The sequence below is a fragment of the Micromonospora sp. A3M-1-15 genome, from assembly GCF_024213425.1.
In the GTDB taxonomy this organism is placed as follows: Bacteria; Actinomycetota; Actinomycetes; order Mycobacteriales; family Micromonosporaceae; genus Micromonospora; species Micromonospora chersina.
This window is the reverse complement of the sequence record NZ_JANAVK010000004.1, coordinates 771,245-787,068: the sequence shown is the minus strand read 5'-3', so window position 1 is coordinate 787,068 and position 15,824 is coordinate 771,245. Positions and strand designations below refer to the sequence as shown.

The following is a 15,824-nucleotide window of genomic DNA, read 5'->3' as shown; positions in this document are numbered from 1 at the left end:
CCCCGCCCCGCCCCGCCCACCCCCGCCCCCCGGGCGGTGATCATGAAGTTATCGCCCCGACACGCCGACGCGGAGGGCGATAACTTCATGATCACCGTGGGCGGTCAGGGGGTGCGGACGGCGTCCAGGGCCAGCAGGGCCACGTGGAGGGACAGGCACTGCTCGACCGAGTCGAGGTCGACGTCGAGGATCCGGCCGATGCGGGCCAGGCGTTCGTAGAAGGCGGGCCTCGACAGGTGGGCGGCGGCGGCCGCCGCGGACTTGTTCCGGCCCTGCTCCAGGTACGCCCGGAGGGTGCCGAGCAGCTGCTCCCGGGGGTGCTGGGCGTCGTACGCCAGCAGCCCGCCCAGCTCCCGCTCGACGAAGGTCTGCAGGCGCGGCTCGTCCCGGAGCAGGTGCAGCAGGCCGGCGAGCCCGACGTGCGGCAGCCGGAAGTAGGGCAGGTCGCGCCGGTCCCGGCGGGCCGCCTCGGCGACCTGCCGCGCCTCGACCAGCGAGCGGCGCGCCTCCCGCAGGCTGCCCACCCCGGAGCCGGCCGCCACGATCACGGCCGGGCCGGCCGGGCGCGGGCGGGAGGCGGGATCCGCGGTGCGCTGGGCGCCGACCGCCACGGTACGGGCGGCCGGGTCGACGGGACGGGCGGCGCGCGGCGCCGGTGGACGGGCCGGGTCGGCGTCGAGGCGTACCCGGCGCAGCGCGGCGGCGAACGCGGCGAGCGCCTTCTCCTCGGCGGCCGGATCGGGCAGCGCGAGCAGCGCCCCGACCGCCTGGTCGTCGACGGCGCTGGTCAGGGCGGTCAGCTTGGCCTCCCGCAGCGCCTGGCCGACCGCCTCGGCGAGGTCGCGCAGCCGGGCCGGGCCGGCCTCCGGGCCGGCGTCGGGGCCCGGCCCGCCGCCCTCGGCCGGATCGTCGGCCCGGTGCCGCACCACCACGCCGACGAGGTGCCGGCGGTCCAGGGTGACGCCGAGGGCCTTGGCGCGCAGCGCCACCTCGTCCACCGGGCGGGAGTGGTCGATCAGGGCGGTGAGCAGGGTGCGGTGGATCTGCCGTTCCAGCCCCTCGGCGTCGCGCCGGATCAGCCGGCCCAGGGCGAGGGTGGAGGCGGCCCGCTCGATCAGGATGGTGAGCCGCGTGGGCGGGGTCGCGCCCGATCCCGCGCCGGGATCCCGACGCGGATGCGGTGGCGCCCAACGGCCGACGGGCGCGCCGTCGACCGGCGTGGCGCCGACGGGCGTGGCGCCGACCGGCGTGGCGGTGCCGGCCGCCCCGCCCTCGTACCCGTCGGACGAGCCGGCGGTCCCTCCGCCGGCGGGGGCGGCGGTCCCTTCGCCGGCAGGGGCGACCGGGACCGCGTCGTCGGGCACCGGCCGGTCCTCCGGGGCGGCCGGCGGCGTCCGGTCGGGACCGCCGGTGGTCAGCCCGCCGTCGGCCGGCCAGCGCAGGAGCAGCCGCCCCCAGTCCTGGCCGCGGGCGCCGACGGTGGTCACCAGCCACCCGCTGTCCGGGTCGTACGCGGTCCGCCCGGCCGGCCGGATCCGCCGCGAGTGCTGCTCCCAGCCGTCCAGCAGCAGCTCGGCGCTCTCCCCCGCCGGGTCGTACGCGAGCACCTGCCGGGACAGGTTCTCCAGCACCACCGGGCAGCCGGCCAGCTCGGCCGCCTGACGGACCACCTCGGCCGGCTCGGCGCCCTCCACGGACAGCTCGGTGAACCGCTGGTGGATCTCCTCGGTGGCGCGCAGCTCGGTGAGCTGGGCGTCCACGATCAGCGCGTGCACCGCCTCGGTGATCCGCACGAACGGGGTGGCCCGGCGCAGCTCGACCAGGGGCAGCCCGCGCCGCTCGGCGGCGGCCGCCATGACCCGGGGCACCCCGCTGACGTAGCGGCGGCCCAGCTCCACCACGAGCCCGGAGACCCCGACGTCGGCCAGGTCGCCGATGAACGCGCGCAGGCCGGCGTCGTCGGCCGGCAGCCCGATCCCGGTGGTGAGCACCAGCTCGCCGCCGCCGAGCAGGGTGGCGATGTCGGGCACCTCGGCCACGTGCACCCAGCGCACCGGACGGTCCAGGCCCGCGTCCCCCGCGACCAGGCGCGGGGCGCCGTGGCGCACCGGCACCAGGGCGAGCACCTCACGGACGGTAGGGAACACGGGCGACACGCTACCCTGCGTCACCGCCGATTCCGAGTGCGCCGGGCGGCCCCTCGCCCGTCGATCACGTCCAGTAGCGTGCCGAAGATCGTGATCAATCGGAAGGGGAGGCATGGACGGGACGACGGTCAGCCGACGGGCGTTCGCGAAGCTGGTCACCGCCGCGGGGGCGGGGGCGCTCGGCGCGGGCGCGGTGGCGGCGCCGGCAACGGCCGCGGTGGACACCTGGACGACCACCGGGACCACGGTGAGCGCCCTCAGCGCGTTCGACGACACGATGAAGAGCTTCATGCAGGCCCGGCACATCGACGCCGGCCAGCTGGCGGTGACCTACCAGGGCCGGCTCGTGCTGGCCCGCGGCTACGGCAACAACTCACCGATGCTCATCCAGCCCACCTCGCTGTTCCGGGTGGCCAGCCTGTCCAAGTCGCTGACCGCGGCGGCGCTGGTCCGGCTGGCCCAGGACGGCAAGCTCAGCCTCGGTGACCCGATCACCAGGTTCCTCGACCTGACCCCGCCGGCCGGGCAGAGCGCCGATCCCCGGCTCGCCAAGGTCACGCTGTGGCGGCTGCTCCAGCACACCGGCGGCTGGGACAAGGACCTCACCGCGTTCGACCCGGTCTTCAAGGACCGGATCATCGCCAACGCGCTGGGCGTGCCGATGGAGCTGACCCACGCCGACGTCATCCGGTTCATGTCGGGCCAGCCGCTCATGCACGAGCCCGGCTCGACGGTCTCCTACAGCAACTAAGCCTACCTGCTCGCCGGCCGGATCGTCGAGAAGGTCAGCGGCCTGCCCTACGAGACGTACGTGAAGCAGAAGCTGTTCGCCCCGCTCGGCATCACCCGGATGGGGCTGGGGTGGACGGTCAGCCGGCACGCCGGCGAGGTCGGCTACCGGTCGCAGTACACCGGCCCCACGGTGCTGGACAACTCCGGCACCGTCGTGGACGCCCCGTACGGCACGTTCAGCATGCGCATCCACGACGCCAACGGCGGCTGGCTGGCCTCGGCCGTGGACCTGGTCCGCTGGGCGACCGCGTTCGACAGCGGCAGCCCGGTGCTGAACAGCACCTCGACCGGCCGGGTCTTCGCGGTGCCGAACCCGACCGGGGTCAACGCCGACGGCTGGTACTACGGCCTCGGCTGGGCGGTCCGCCCGGTCACCGGCGGCACCGGCCGCAACACCTGGCACACCGGCAGCTTCGCCGGGACGTACAGCATCCTGGTGCGCACCTACCAGGGGATGAGCTGGGCGGCGGTGTTCAACCAGCGCGACGACGAGTCCGGGCTGAGCTACGCCCCGATCGACTCCGCGCTCTGGACCGCGTCCCGCGCGGTGAGCAGCTGGCCGACGCACAACCTCTGGTCGAAGTACTTCGCCTGATCGCGCTGCGCCGGGGCGGCACGGGCCGCCCCGGCGTCACAGCGGGTCGTCGCGGCCCAGCTCCCAGCAGGCCACCGCGGTGGCGGCGGCCACGTTGAGCGAGTCCACCCCGCGCCGCATGGGGATCACCACCCGGACGTCGCTGGCGTCCATGGCGGCCCGGGTCAGGCCGGCGCCCTCGGCGCCCATGAGCAGGGCGGCGCGGGCCCGCTGCCCGGCGTCCAGCCGCTGGATCGGCACCGCGTCCGGCGCGGGCGTCATGGCCAGCACCGTGAAGCCCGCCGCCCGGACCTGGCCGACCGCGTCCGGCCAGGGCTCCAGCTTCGCGTACGGGATGGCGAACACCTCGCCCATGCTGACCCGGACGCTGCGCCGGTAGAGCGGGTCGGCGCAGGTCGGTGAGAGCAGCACGGCGTCCACCCCGAGCGCCGCCACGGCCCGGAAGATCGCGCCCAGGTTGGTGTGGTTGTTGACGTCCTCCAGGATCACCACCCGCCGCGCGGTGGCCAGCACCTCGGCGGCGGACGGCAGCGGCTTGCGGCGGAACGAGGCGAGCACGCCCCGGTGCACGTGGAAGCCGGTGGCCCGCTGGAGCACGTCCGGGGTGGCCGCGTAGACCGGGGTGTCGCCGGTGTCGAGGTCGGCGAGCTGGTCCACGCGCTTGGCGTCGACCAGGTACGACCGGGCCGGGTAGCCGGCCCGCAGCGCCCGCCGCAGCACCAGCTCCCCCTCGGCGATGAACAGCCCGTGCGGGGGCTCCCAGCGGGTCCGCAGCTCCACGTCGGTCAGCGCGCGGTAGTCGGCGATCCGGTCGTCGTCGGGGTCGGTGATCTCGTGGACGGGCACCGGACGATTCTGCCTGGTCCGTCCGGCCGGTCCGGCGCGGCCCGGGTTTCCGCCGGCCGGGGCGGGGAACGGAGCCCGGGAAAGCGGACAGCGACGAAGGGACCACCCTGATGAGCGCGGACCCCAGCGGCGACGGCCGGCTGCCCCGGAACGCCACGGTCGCCGACTTCATCGTGGCCCGGCTGGCCGAGTGGGGCGTGCACCGCTACTACGGCTATCCCGGTGACGGCATCAACGGGATGACCTCCGCGCTGCAACGGGCCGCCGACCGGACGCAGTTCGTCCAGGTCCGGCACGAGGAGACGGCCGGCTTCGCGGCCAGCGCCCACGTCAAGTACGGCGGCGGCCCGCTCGGCTGCGTGGTGGTGACCAGCGGCCCCGGCGCGATCCACGTGCTCAACGGCCTGTACGACGCCAAGCTCGACCACCAGCCGGTGGTGGCGCTGCTCGGGCACACCGCGCTGCCCGCCGAGGGCGGCGGCTACTACCAGGAGGTCGACCTGCTCGCCCTGTACAAGGACGTGGCGTCGGCCTTCCTCGCCCAGCTCGACGACCCGTCCCAGGCGCGGCACCTGGTCGACCGGGCCTGCCGGACCGCGCTGGCCCGGCGTACGGTGACCGCCCTGGTGCTCCCCTCCGACGTGCAGGACGAGCCGGCGGTGCCGGAGCCCCCGCACGCGCACGGCTACTACCACACCAGCGCGGTGCCGAGCAGCATGCCGACCGTGCCGCCGGATGAGGAGGTACGCCGGGCGGCCGAGGTGCTGCGCGGCGGCGAGAAGGTCGCCATGCTCGTCGGTCAGGGCGCCCTCGGCGCGGAGGACGAGGTCCGCCGCGTCGCCGACCGGCTCGGCGCCGGGGTGTCCACGGCCCTGCTCGGCTTCGCCGCCGTCGACCACCGGGAGCCCTGGGTGACCGGCGCGATCGGCCTGCTGGGCAGCCGCCCGAGCTGGCAGCTCATGCAGGAGTGCGACCGGCTGCTGATCGTGGGCAGCAACATGCCGTACTCGGAGTTCTACCCGCCGCAGGGGCGGGCCCGGGCGGTGCAGGTCGACCTGGACGGCAGCCGGATGGGGCTGCGCTACCCCACCGAGGTGAACCTGACCGGGGACGCCGCGCCGACCCTGCGGGCGCTGCTGCGGGAGCTGGGCACCGGACCGGCGCCGGCCGCCTGGCGGGCCACCCTGGCCGACGCCACCGGGAAGTGGCGGCGGGCCCAGCGGGAGCTGGCGGAGCAGCCGGCCGACCCGGTGAACCCGCAGCTGCTCTTCGCCACCCTGGACGACGCCCTGCCCGACGACGCGATGCTGGCCGTGGACTGCGGCACCGCGACCGCCTGGTACGCCCGCCACGTCCGGGTCCGCCCCGGCATGCTGGCCAGCCTCTCCGGCACCCTGCTCTCGATGGGCGGGGCCATGCCGTACGCGATCGCCGCGAAGTTCGCCCACCCGGACCGTCCGCTGGTCGCGCTGATCGGCGACGGCGCCATGCAGATGAACGGTGTCAACGAGCTGATCACCGTGGCGAAGTACTGGCGGGAGTGGGCCGACCCGCGGTTCGTGGTGCTGGTGCTCAACAACCGCGACCTGTCCTTCGTGAGCTGGGAGCAGCGCTCCGGCGAGGGGACGCCCATGTTCCCGGCCAGCCAGGACCTGCCGGACGTGGCGTACGACAAGTGGGCCGAGGTGCTGGGGCTCGACGGCGTGCTGGTCGACTCCCCCGACCAGGTGCCCGACCTGTGGCGGCGGGCGCTGAGCGCCGACCGGCCGGTGGTGGTGAACGCGGTCGTCGACCCGGCGGAGCTGATGCTGCCGCCGCACTTCACCGTCGAGCAGGCCCGCAAGACCGCCGCCGCGGTGCTGCGCGGGGACAGCGACCGGACCGAGATCCTCCGACGCGGGCTGCCGTCGGTCGTCGCCACGTACCGTCCCCGCCGCCGCGGGCGGTGAGGCGTCACGCCCGCTCGTAGCGCAGCTGCACCGAGCGGCCGTCGAAGCCGCGGGTCCCGGTCAGCCGCAGGTCGAGGCGGTCCTTGCCGGGGAAGACCGGCGTGCCGCCGCCCAGCACCACCGGGTGCACCACCACCTGGTACTCGTCGACCAGCCCCAGCTCGGTCAGCGCCGCCGCCGCGCCGGAGCCGCCGGTGAGCAGCAGGTCCTTGCCCGGCTGCGCCTTCAGCTCCGCGACCTCGGCGGCCAGGTCGCGGCCGATCACCCGAGCGCCGTACTCGGCGCTCTCCAGCGTGCGGGAGATGACGATCTTCGGGGTGCGGGCCCAGATCGGGGCGAACTGCAGGTCGTGCTGGTCCTGGGACATCTGCTCCGCCCGCGGCCAGTACCAGGACATCAACCCCCACACCTTGCGGCCGTAGAGGAAGGCGTCGGCCCGGTCGGTCAGCTCGATGGAGTACGCGGACAGCTCCGGCCCCATCTCCGCCCAGTCGAACTCCCCGTTCGGCCCCTCGATGAAGCCGTCGACCGACTGGTGCACCCAGTAGACGAGCTTGCGCATGGTGTCCTCCGCTTCCGGCGGCGCCCCCGGCGGGCGCGCTCACCGGTGGGTCGGAGCCGGCCGACCCGATCCGACACCCGGCCGGACTTTTTCTCCGGGAGATTTGCGCGGGGCGGCTAGCGTCCGGATCCATGGCCCGCTCCGTGATGATCGCTCTGGTCGGTGTCGACGGCTCCGGCAAGAGCACCCAGGCCCGCGCCCTCGCGCGCCGGCTGACGGCCCGGGGCGTCCCGGCGACCTACTTCGAGAACGCCGGTGGGCGGCCGCTGTGGAACCGGCTGGCGCGGGCGCTCGGCCGGGCGGACGGGCCGGCGCTGTTCGGCCGTACCCTCTATCCGGCGCTGGAGGCGACGGTCCGCGCGCTGGCGATGGCCCGCACCGTGCTGGTGGCGCGGTTGACCGGACGCACGGCGGTGCTGGACCGGTGGACCTGGTGCCAGGAGGTCGTCATGGCCGCCCGCGGCGACCGGGGCCGGCGGGCGGTCCGGGCGGGGTACGCGATCTTCCCGCGCCCCGCGGTGGTCTGCTTCCTGGCGACCTCGCCCGAGGTCGCGCAGCGGCGGGTCGCCGCACGGGGCATCGACACCGAGGAGTTGGCGCACCTGCGCGCGCTGGACGCCGCCTACCGGGCGCTGCCCGACTTCCCCTCGTTCGTGCTCCTCGACGGCAACGCCGACCCCGACGAGGTGGCCGCCGCCCTGGACCGCGCGGTGTCACCCCTCGTGGCGGGGTGACCGCCCGGTCGGGGTCAGCCGCGGTGTCACCCGGTCACCCCGGGTGTGGCGGGGTGACACCGCGGATCGGGGTCAGCCGCGGCCGCGGCCCTGGAGCCAGCGGAGCAGGTCCGAGGGGAGGTTGTCGCGCTCCTGCCGGCGCTGCTCGGGCTGCGGGGTGGGTCGGGGCTGCGGGCGCTGCGGGTCGCCGGCCAGCTCACGGCTCGGCGCGGTGAAGTCCTTCACGGGCTTGCCGTCCACCGCCGTCCTGATCACCCGGGCGACCGCGTCGATCACCTTGGCCTGCACCGCCGAGCCGACCAGGTCGGTCGAGTCGTCGGGGTTGGCCGCGATGCCGGCCACGGCCACCTGCGGGGTGAACCCCACGAAGGTCTCGGTGGCGTTCTGCTCGGAGCTGCCGGTCTTGCCGGCGACCGGGCGGCCGACGATCCGGTTCACCGAGGTGGCGGTGCCGCCGTTGCACTGCCCGTACGCCGACTGCTGGCCGACCGGGCAGCGGGCCGCGTCGGTGGCCGCCCGGGCCACGTCGGCGTCCAGCACCTTCCGGCAGGAGGGCTGGCCGACGTCGACCTTCTCCCCGTTGGCCGCGGTCACCGAGACCACCGGCAGCGGCGTGCAGTACGTCCCCTCGGCGGCCACGGTGGCGTACGCGTTGGCCAGGTCGAGCGGGGTGGTGGCGGCCACCCCGAGGGTGAACGCGCCCCAGTTCTCCGCGTCGTCCTTGGCGAAGGCGGCGTCGGATTCGGCCCGGAAGGTGATGCCGAGCCGCTGCGCCATCTCCACCACCTTGTCCTCGCCGACCTGCTCGGCCAGCCAGACGAAGTAGGTGTTCACGGAGCGGCCGAAGCCGTCCCACATCATCCGGTAGCCGTCCATCCACTCCGGGTTGGCGTTGCCCGGGCACCACTTGCCGGCGCAGTTGCCCTCGTCGTCGGAGGCGTACCGGGTCGGCAGCTTGGCCGGGGCGTCGAAGCCGGTGGCGAGCGGCTTGCCGGCCTCCAGCGCGGCGAGCATGGTGAACAGCTTGAACGTGGAGCCGGCCTGGTAGCCGTCGACGCTCGCCCCGCCGGAGATCAGCGGGTTGACGGTGTTCGGGTGGTTGGCCTGTCCGGCCGGGTTGTCGGCGAGGCTGTAGTGCCGGTTGACCGCCATGGCGAGCACCCGGCCGGTGCCCGGCTCGACCGCGGCGATCGGCAGGGCGCGCTTGTTGCCGTAGCCGTAGACGCTGGTGGCCTGCTTCTGGGCGGTCTGCTGGATCTTCGGGTCCAGCGTGGTGACGACGCTGTAGCCGCCCCGGCGCAGCGCCTGCTCGCGCTCCTTGACGGTGTTGCCGAAGGCGGGCTGGGCGAGCCACCACTGGCGCAGGTAGTCGCAGAAGAAGCCCCAGTCGTCGTGCCCCTGGGCGACCGAGGTGCAGCCGTTGGGCTGGGCGGTCGGGTGCAGGGTGAGCGGCGTCGCCTTGGCCGCGGCCGCCTGCTGCGCGGTGATCGCGCCGGTCTCGGCCATCGAGTCGAGCACGTACCCCCGGCGGGCGAGCGCCTGGTCCTTGTCGCCGTCGATCGGGCTGTACTCGTCGGGCGACTGGACCAGGCCGGCGAGCAGCGCCGCCTCGCCCAGGGACAGGTCGGCCGGGGCCTTGCCGAAGTAGCGCTGGCTGGCCGCGGCGACGCCGTACGCGCCGGACCCGAAGTACGCGATGTTGAGGTAGCGGTTGAGGATCTCGTCCTTGCTGAGCGTCTCTTCCAGCGCGTTCGCGTACCGGATCTCCTGGAGCTTGCGCCCCACGGTCTGCTCGGTGGCGGCCTGCCGCTCCTCGGCGGTGCGGGTCGGGTCGGTCTTGAGCACGTTGCGGACGTACTGCATGGTCAGCGTCGAACCGCCCTGCTCGGTGCCGCCGCCCCTGACGTTGGCGACCAGGGCGCGGGCGATGCCGCGCAGGTCGGCCCCGCCGTGCGAGTAGAAGCGGCGGTCCTCGGCGGCGATGATCGCCTGCCGCATCACCGGGGCGATCTCGGCGAGGGGCACGTCGGAGCGGTTGACGTCGTAGAACGTGGTGATGAGGGTCCTGCCGTCGTTGGCGTAGAGGTAGGACCGCTGTGGCTGCGCGGGGGTGCGCAGCGCGTCGGGCAGCTCCGCGTACGCGCCCAGGCTGGCCTTCGCGGCGAGCCCGCCGAGCAGGCCGCCGGGGAGCGCGGCGACCGCGAGGACGAGCCCGGCGAGGACGCCGGCGAGCAGCACGATGAGGAGCCGCGACAGCGGCGACCGGGGAGACGGCATGGACTCCAGGATTACCGCGAATGCGGCGATTCGGCCACCCCGCCAGGCAACTGTCAGTTACCTCACGGCGACCTCTCAGCCACTCCGCCCCAGTTGATCAAGAACTTTGCGTCACTCCGCAGCGGTCGTCAGACGCAAACTTCTTGATCGACGCGGCCGGGCGCGGCGCGGCCGGGCGCGGCGCGGCCGGGCCCGGGGCGGGGGCCGGGGCGGGGCCTCACGTGGGGCGAGGGCCGGTGGCGGGTGGGGCGGGGGTGGCCGTCATGCTGGCGGCCAGGGCGTCCTGGGCGATCGCCGCGGGGACGAGGCGCCCGGAGCGGTAGCCGATGCCGATGCCGGAGACCAGCACGAAGATCGCGCCGAAGGTCTGCAGCGAGCCGATCAGCGCGCCACCCAGGCCGACCAGCGGGGCGGCGATCATCAGCATGATCCCGTCGCCGTAGGAGAACATGCCGGACCGGGCCACCGACCAGCCGGTGAGGAACCAGCCCAGGCTGTAGAAGGTGGCGCCGACCAGGACGATGCTGCGCGCGGTGGTGCCGAAGACCGGCGCCTGTTCCTCCAGCCCTGCGAAGGGCAGCATGAGCACCATCCCGCCGATGCTGGCCAGCAGGCCGACGAGGGCGATCCGCCGGCACCGGGTGGCGGCGAGCAGGCCGGCGAGCGCCAGCAGCGCGAGCAGCCCGAGCCAGACCGCGGCCACCCAGCCGACCAGGTAGAGCGGCTGGCCGTCGGCCGGGTAGGGGTCGTTGCCCACCCCGCCGTCGCTGGCCATGGCCACCAGGCCGTAGAGGACCGCGTACGCGGGCAGCAGCCAGACCGCCGCGCGGGCGAACCGGCGGACCGACCAGGCCCAGCTCGCGTCGGTGGCCGGGGCGGCGGGCCCGGGCTCGGAGACGAACGGCAGCACCCCGAACCCGCCCCCGGTACGCCGGGTGCCGAGCGGCCCGGCCGGGTCGTGCGCGCCGGGGACCGGGGTCCTGGAGAACAGCCGGTTGGCCGGATCCTTCATGCGTCACCTCGCTCCGCGTGCGGGAGGCGCGGGACGCGCGACGGCGCCCCGGTCCTGCTCACCACCCGTCCTCAGACCGATCGTGGCAGGCGCCGGGGCGCCGTATGAGTGATTCTCGGATTTGCCGGCGGCGTGCCCGTCAGCCCCGTTCGCGCTGGTCCGACGGGTCGTTGAGCAGGCTCTGCGGGGAGACCGGCTCGGGCGCCGGCAGCCCCTGCGGGGCGTTGCCGCCGGTGGCCTGCGCCTCGGCCACGCGTACCTCGTCGTGGATCTCCTGGGCCGCGGTGGCGGCGGCGTGCGCGGCCTCGGCGGCCTCCCGCTCCACCTCGACGGCGCTCTTCGTGGCCTCCGGCGACGGCACGTCGCCGACCATGTTGGCCAGGCCGCCGAGCGCGCCACCCATGCCCTCGAGGGCCTTGGTCAGCTCGGTCGGGACGATCCAGACCTTGTTGGCGGTGCCGTTGGCGATCTGCGGCAGGGCCTGGAGGTACTGGTAGGCGAGCACCTTCTGGCTCGGGTTGGCCTGGTGGATCGCGTCGAAGACGGTGCGGATCGCCTTGGCCTGGCCCTCCGCCTGGAGGATCCGGGCCTGCCGGTCACCGTCGGCGCGCAGCACGGCGGCCTGCTTCTCACCCTCGGCCGTGAGGATCTGCGACTGCTTGTGCCCCTCGGCGTTGAGGATGGCGGCGCGGCGGTCCCGCTCGGCGCGCATCTGCTTCTCCATCGAGTCGCGGATGCTCGGCGGCGGCTCGATCGCCTTGATCTCGACCCGGGTCACCTTGATGCCCCACCGGCCGGTGGTCTCGTCCAGCACGCCGGAGAGGTGCCGGTTGATCTCCTCGCGGCTGGTGAGCGCCCGCTCCAGGTCCAGCGAGCCGATCACGTTGCGCAGCGTGGTGACGGTGAGCTGCTCGATGGCCTGGAGGAAGTTGGAGATCTCGTAGGTGGCGCGGACCGAGTCGACCACCTTGAAGTAGAGCACCGTGTCGATCGAGACGACGAGGTTGTCCGAGGTGATCACCGGCTGCGGCGGGAAGCTGACCACCTGCTCCCGCATGTCGACCTTGGTGCGCACCGCGTCGATGTACGGCACCAGCAGGTTCAGCCCCGGGTTCAGGGTCCGCTTGTACTTGCCCAGCCGCTCCACCACGTCCTGGCGCTGCTGCGGCACGATCCGCACCGCCTTCACCAGCGTCACCACGACGATCACGGCGACGGCGATCAACAGGATCGCTGCAAACTCCATAACTTCACCTTTTCCCTTCGGGCAGCCCGCCCGGGGTGGAAATCTCGTCCTGCCAGACCAGGGCGGTCGCGCCCCGGACCTTTATCACCTGCACCCGCTCGCCCACCGCGTAGCTGCGCGTCGCGTCGTACGACCGGGCCGTCCACAGCTCACCGTCGATCTTGACGAGGCCGCGCTCGGCGTCCACCGGCTCCAGCACCATGGCGCTGGACCCCTCGATCGCCTCGACCCCGAACGGCTGGTCGCCGCTCTGCAGCGCCGGCATGGCGTGCCGTTTGATCACCGGCCGGACCAGGGCCACCGACAGCGCGGACACCACCGCGAAGACCAGTGCCTGGAGCGCGACCGGCGCACCGAGCGCCGCGGCGCCGGCGGCAGCGAACGCCCCGGCGGCGAACATGATCAGGAAGAGCGTCGTCGTAAAGATCTCGGCGACCGCCAGCAGCACACCCAGCACGATCCAGAACACGGCGTCCACCCTTAGATCGTGACACGCCGACGCACCTCACAACGACCCGCATGATCACCTAAGCTCGGCACCGCGCCGACGACCGCCGAGGAGGACGCCATGGCTTTGTTGCCCGAGACCGCCCGACAGGTCGACCTGCTGGTCGCCCGGGCCCAGGCGGAGGGGCGCGGCCCCTCGCTCGCCCTCGGCGTGGTCCGGGACGGCGGCCTGGCGCACGTCGCCCTCGCCGGTGAGCAGCCCCGCCCCGACGCGGACCTCCAGTACCGGATCGGCTCGATCAGCAAGACCATGACGGCCGTGCTGGTCATGCAGCAGCGCGACGCCGGCCGGCTGGCCCTCGACGACCCGCTGGACAAGCACCTGCCCGGCACCCCGGTCGGCGCGCTCACCCTGCGCCAGCTCCTCGGGCACGCCAGCGGCCTGCAACGGGAGCCGGACGGGCAGTGGTGGGAGCGGGCCGCGGGCGCCGACCTGGCGACCCTGCTCGCCGGGCTCACCCCCGCGAAGATCGCCCACCCGCCGCACCACGTCTACCACTACTCGAACCTGGCGTACGGGCTGCTCGGCGGGGTGCTGGAGCGGATCACCGGCACGCCCTGGGCCGACCTGCTCCGCGAGCGGCTCCTCGAACCGCTGGGCATGCGCCGCACCACCTACCACCCGACCGAGCCCTACGCCCCCGGCTACGTGGTGCACCCCTGGCACGACACGCTGCGGGAGGAGCCGCGCACCGACACCGGTGCGATGGCGCCGGCCGGGCAGCTCTGGTCGACGGTCGAGGACCTGGCCCGCTGGGCAGCCTTCCTGGCCGACCCGGCCCCGGACCTGCTCGCCCCGGCCACGCTCACCGAGATGTGCGCGCCCGTGGTGATCAGCGACCTGGACGCCTGGACGGGCGGGCACGGCCTCGGCGTGGAGCTCTACCGGGTCGGCGAGCGGGTGTACGTGGGCCACGGCGGCTCGATGCCCGGCTACGTCGCCGGCCTGGCCGTGCACCGGCCCACCCGCACCGCGGTGGTCGACTTCGCCAACTCGTACGGGCTGCGTGCCGGCCACCACGTCGTCGGCCTGGCCCGCGACATCCTCACCCTGGTGCTGGACGCCGAGCCGGCCGCGCCCGCCCCGTGGCGCCCGGCCGAGGCGCCGCCCGCCGACCTGGCCGAGCTGACCGGCCGCTGGTGGTGGATGGGCGGCGAGTACGAGTTCCGCATCGACCCGGCCGGCGACCTGGTGGGTGGCCAGGTCGGCCGCCCACTGCTCCGCTTCACCCCGGAGGCCCCGGACCGCTGGCGCGGCCGCTCCGGCTCCCAGGACGGGGAACTCCTCACGGTCGTCCGCGACGAGAAGGGCCGCGCCGTGGCCCTCGACATCGCCACCTTCGTCTTCACCAGAACCCCCGACCAGGAGCCCTGACCGGCCACTAGTCAGGCGACGTGACGAAGTCGATCATCCGCTCCACCGCGTTGATCAACGGCGTCTCCACGTCCGCGAAACTGTCCACCCGGGACAGGATGTGCCGCCACATGTCCGCCGGCTCCGCCACCCCGAGGGCCGCGCACACGCCCTCCTTCCAGGGCCGCCCCGGCGGCACCACCGGCCAGGCCGGGATGCCCAGCGCCCGCGGCTTCACGGCCTGCCACACGTCGACGTACGGGTGCCCGGTGATCAGCACGTGCGGCGAGGTGACCTGCGCGACGATCCGGCTCTCCTTGGAGCCCGGCACCAGGTGGTCGACAAGCACGCCGAGCCGGCGGCCCGGGCCCGGGTCGAAGGCGCGCACCTCGGCGGCGAGCGCGTCGATGCCGTCGAGCGGCTCCACCACGACGCCCTCGATCCGCAGGTCGTCGCCCCAGATCCGCTCGACCAGGGCCGCGTCGTGCACGCCCTCGACCCAGATCCGGCTGGCCTTGGCGACCTGGGCCCGGACGTTGTCGACCGCGATCGAGCCGGAGGCGGTGCGCCGCCGGGCGGCTTGCGCCGGGGCGCGGACCGGGCGGCGCAGCGTCACCGGCGAGCCGTCGAGCAGGAACGCGGCGGGCAGCAGCGGGAAGTTGCGCCGCCGGCCGTGCCGGTCCTCCAGCACCACCGCACCGGACTCGAAGCCGACGACCGCGCCGCAGAACCCGGAGTCGGCGTCCTCGACCACCAGGTCGGGTTCGGCGTCGACCTCGGGGATCACCTTCCGCCGCCGCCAGTCGCCCGCCAGCACGTCGCCGTCGTATCGCCCCGCCATGTCGATCACGCTAGCCACCGGGCCGGCGTGTCGCCCGGCGACGCGCCGACCAGGCGTTCCACCGGCGACACAGAAAGGGGCGAAGGGGGTAGTTGGGGGCAGGTCACGCCGCCGGAGCGGCAGCCGAGACAGCGACGGCGGCGAGCACGTACCCTTTCGGCATGTCCTCCCCCGCAACGGGCGCGGCCACGCTGGCACCGCGCCGGTCGAGCCGGTTCGTCGCCTGGGTTCGCGCCTGGCGCGCCGGCCTGGTGCCCTTCGACGAGGTCGCCGACGAGATCGCCGGCGACGAGGAGCACCTGGTCGCCGACGCCCCCGGCACCTGGACCGACGTGTCCCTGCGGGAGGCGCTGCCCAGCCTGGCCAAGCTCTCCCCGGACGAGATCCGCCTGGTGCTGCCCGCCCCGGGTGACCCGCGGGGGCTGCCCGGTCCCGGCGACTTCGCCGGGGCGGCGCTGCTGGCCGGGGAGGCCGTGGTGGCCAGCGGGCTCGGGTTCGTCCCGGAGGTACGCACGCACACCTCGGGCTCGGGGATGACCTGGGAGACCGTGCTCTGGCGGGTCCACCCGCTGCCGGTCGACGCACCGAAGGCGTCCCTGACCACGCCCGGCGCGGCCGAGGCGGAGGCCGAACTGGCCGTCGCGCTGGCCGAGACGACGGCCGCGCTGACCCGGCTCGACGTGGCCCAGTGGCGGCCGGAGCTGGCCGGCGCGCTCGCCGCGCTGCGCCGCCCGGACTGCGGGACCGACCTGCCGCCCGGCTTCGACCCGCGGTCGCGCCGGCTGTTCGCCCGCGCGGCCGTGCTGGACCGGGTGCTCGCCCTGGCCGGGGAGAGCGCCCCGGGCGGGGCGGTGAACACCTACGAGGCGCAGCAGCGGGACGCGGCGCTGCGGCCGTTGACCACCGCCTGCCGGCAGGCCCTGGTGGCCGCCTGCAACGCCCCGCTGCGCCCCTGAGCCCGA

The 15,824-nt window shown here is 74.6% G+C and carries 11 protein-coding genes and 3 pseudogenes; 5 read left to right on the top strand and 9 right to left on the bottom strand.

All coding sequences use genetic code 11. From position 1 onward, the window contains the following. Positions 1-104: 104 nt before the first annotated feature. Together NLX85_RS33525 and NLX85_RS33520 are read right to left on the bottom strand one after the other, a co-directional pair. Positions 105-1,142, bottom strand: a pseudogene (locus NLX85_RS33525) (PucR family transcriptional regulator); the annotation flags it as partial. A 222-nt stretch (positions 1,143-1,364) separates the two neighbouring features. Next, positions 1,365-2,147 (bottom strand): annotated as a pseudogene (locus NLX85_RS33520) (PucR family transcriptional regulator ligand-binding domain-containing protein); the annotation flags it as partial. Positions 2,148-2,259: 112 nt separating this feature from the next. Between NLX85_RS33520 and NLX85_RS24095 the strand changes: the two are divergent. Beyond that, positions 2,260-3,534 (top strand): annotated as a pseudogene (locus NLX85_RS24095) (serine hydrolase domain-containing protein). Between the two features lie 36 nt (positions 3,535-3,570). Here NLX85_RS24095 and NLX85_RS24090 read toward each other — a convergent pair. After that, positions 3,571-4,380: an RNA methyltransferase gene (locus NLX85_RS24090; RefSeq protein ID WP_254338722.1), complete on the bottom strand. Its 810-nt coding sequence runs from the start codon at positions 4,378-4,380 to the stop codon at positions 3,571-3,573. Between the two features lie 110 nt (positions 4,381-4,490). Between NLX85_RS24090 and NLX85_RS24085 the strand changes: the two genes are divergently transcribed. Then, complete coding sequence (locus tag NLX85_RS24085; RefSeq protein WP_254338720.1) at positions 4,491-6,329, top strand: thiamine pyrophosphate-requiring protein; 1,839 nt, start codon at positions 4,491-4,493, stop codon at positions 6,327-6,329. A gap of 4 nt (positions 6,330-6,333) precedes the next feature. Here the strand turns inward: NLX85_RS24085 and NLX85_RS24080 are convergent, their stop codons facing one another. Then, positions 6,334-6,891, bottom strand: coding sequence for a dihydrofolate reductase family protein (locus NLX85_RS24080; RefSeq protein ID WP_254338718.1), 558 nt, complete (start codon positions 6,889-6,891; stop codon positions 6,334-6,336). Positions 6,892-7,022: 131 nt separating this feature from the next. Between NLX85_RS24080 and NLX85_RS24075 the strand changes: the two genes are divergently transcribed. Then, positions 7,023-7,625, top strand: coding sequence for a dTMP kinase (locus tag NLX85_RS24075; protein ID WP_254338716.1), 603 nt, complete (start codon positions 7,023-7,025; stop codon positions 7,623-7,625). A gap of 72 nt (positions 7,626-7,697) precedes the next feature. Here NLX85_RS24075 and NLX85_RS24070 read toward each other — a convergent pair whose 3' ends face one another. From NLX85_RS24070 to NLX85_RS24055, 4 genes are all read right to left on the bottom strand, one after another. Next, the gene (locus NLX85_RS24070) at positions 7,698-9,902 is read right to left on the bottom strand and encodes a transglycosylase domain-containing protein (RefSeq protein ID WP_254338714.1); all 2,205 of its coding nucleotides are present in this window, start codon (positions 9,900-9,902) and stop codon (positions 7,698-7,700) included. Between the two features lie 217 nt (positions 9,903-10,119). Further along, a complete protein-coding gene (locus NLX85_RS24065; RefSeq protein WP_254338712.1) occupies positions 10,120-10,914 on the bottom strand; it encodes a hypothetical protein in 795 nt (264 codons plus the stop codon). Positions 10,915-11,053: 139 nt separating this feature from the next. Next, positions 11,054-12,160, bottom strand: a complete 1,107-nt coding sequence (locus NLX85_RS24060; RefSeq protein ID WP_254338711.1) for an SPFH domain-containing protein — start codon at positions 12,158-12,160, stop codon at positions 11,054-11,056. 4 nt (positions 12,161-12,164) lie between these two features. After that, positions 12,165-12,638 (bottom strand): NfeD family protein, encoded by a 474-nt coding sequence (locus tag NLX85_RS24055; RefSeq protein ID WP_254338709.1) that lies wholly within the window; start codon positions 12,636-12,638, stop codon positions 12,165-12,167. A 90-nt stretch (positions 12,639-12,728) separates the two neighbouring features. Here NLX85_RS24055 and NLX85_RS24050 point away from each other — a divergent pair, with 90 nt between their 5' ends. After that, on the top strand, positions 12,729-14,042 hold the full coding sequence (locus NLX85_RS24050; RefSeq protein ID WP_254338707.1) for a serine hydrolase: 1,314 nt from the start codon (positions 12,729-12,731) through the stop codon (positions 14,040-14,042). Positions 14,043-14,049: 7 nt separating this feature from the next. Here the strand turns inward: NLX85_RS24050 and NLX85_RS24045 are convergent, their stop codons facing one another. Continuing rightward, complete coding sequence (locus NLX85_RS24045; protein ID WP_254338705.1) at positions 14,050-14,862, bottom strand: DUF3097 domain-containing protein; 813 nt, start codon at positions 14,860-14,862, stop codon at positions 14,050-14,052. Between the two features lie 161 nt (positions 14,863-15,023). Here NLX85_RS24045 and NLX85_RS24040 point away from each other — a divergent pair, with 161 nt between their 5' ends. Further along, positions 15,024-15,818, top strand: coding sequence for a hypothetical protein (locus tag NLX85_RS24040; RefSeq protein ID WP_254338703.1), 795 nt, complete (start codon positions 15,024-15,026; stop codon positions 15,816-15,818). Positions 15,819-15,824 lie beyond the last annotated feature (6 nt).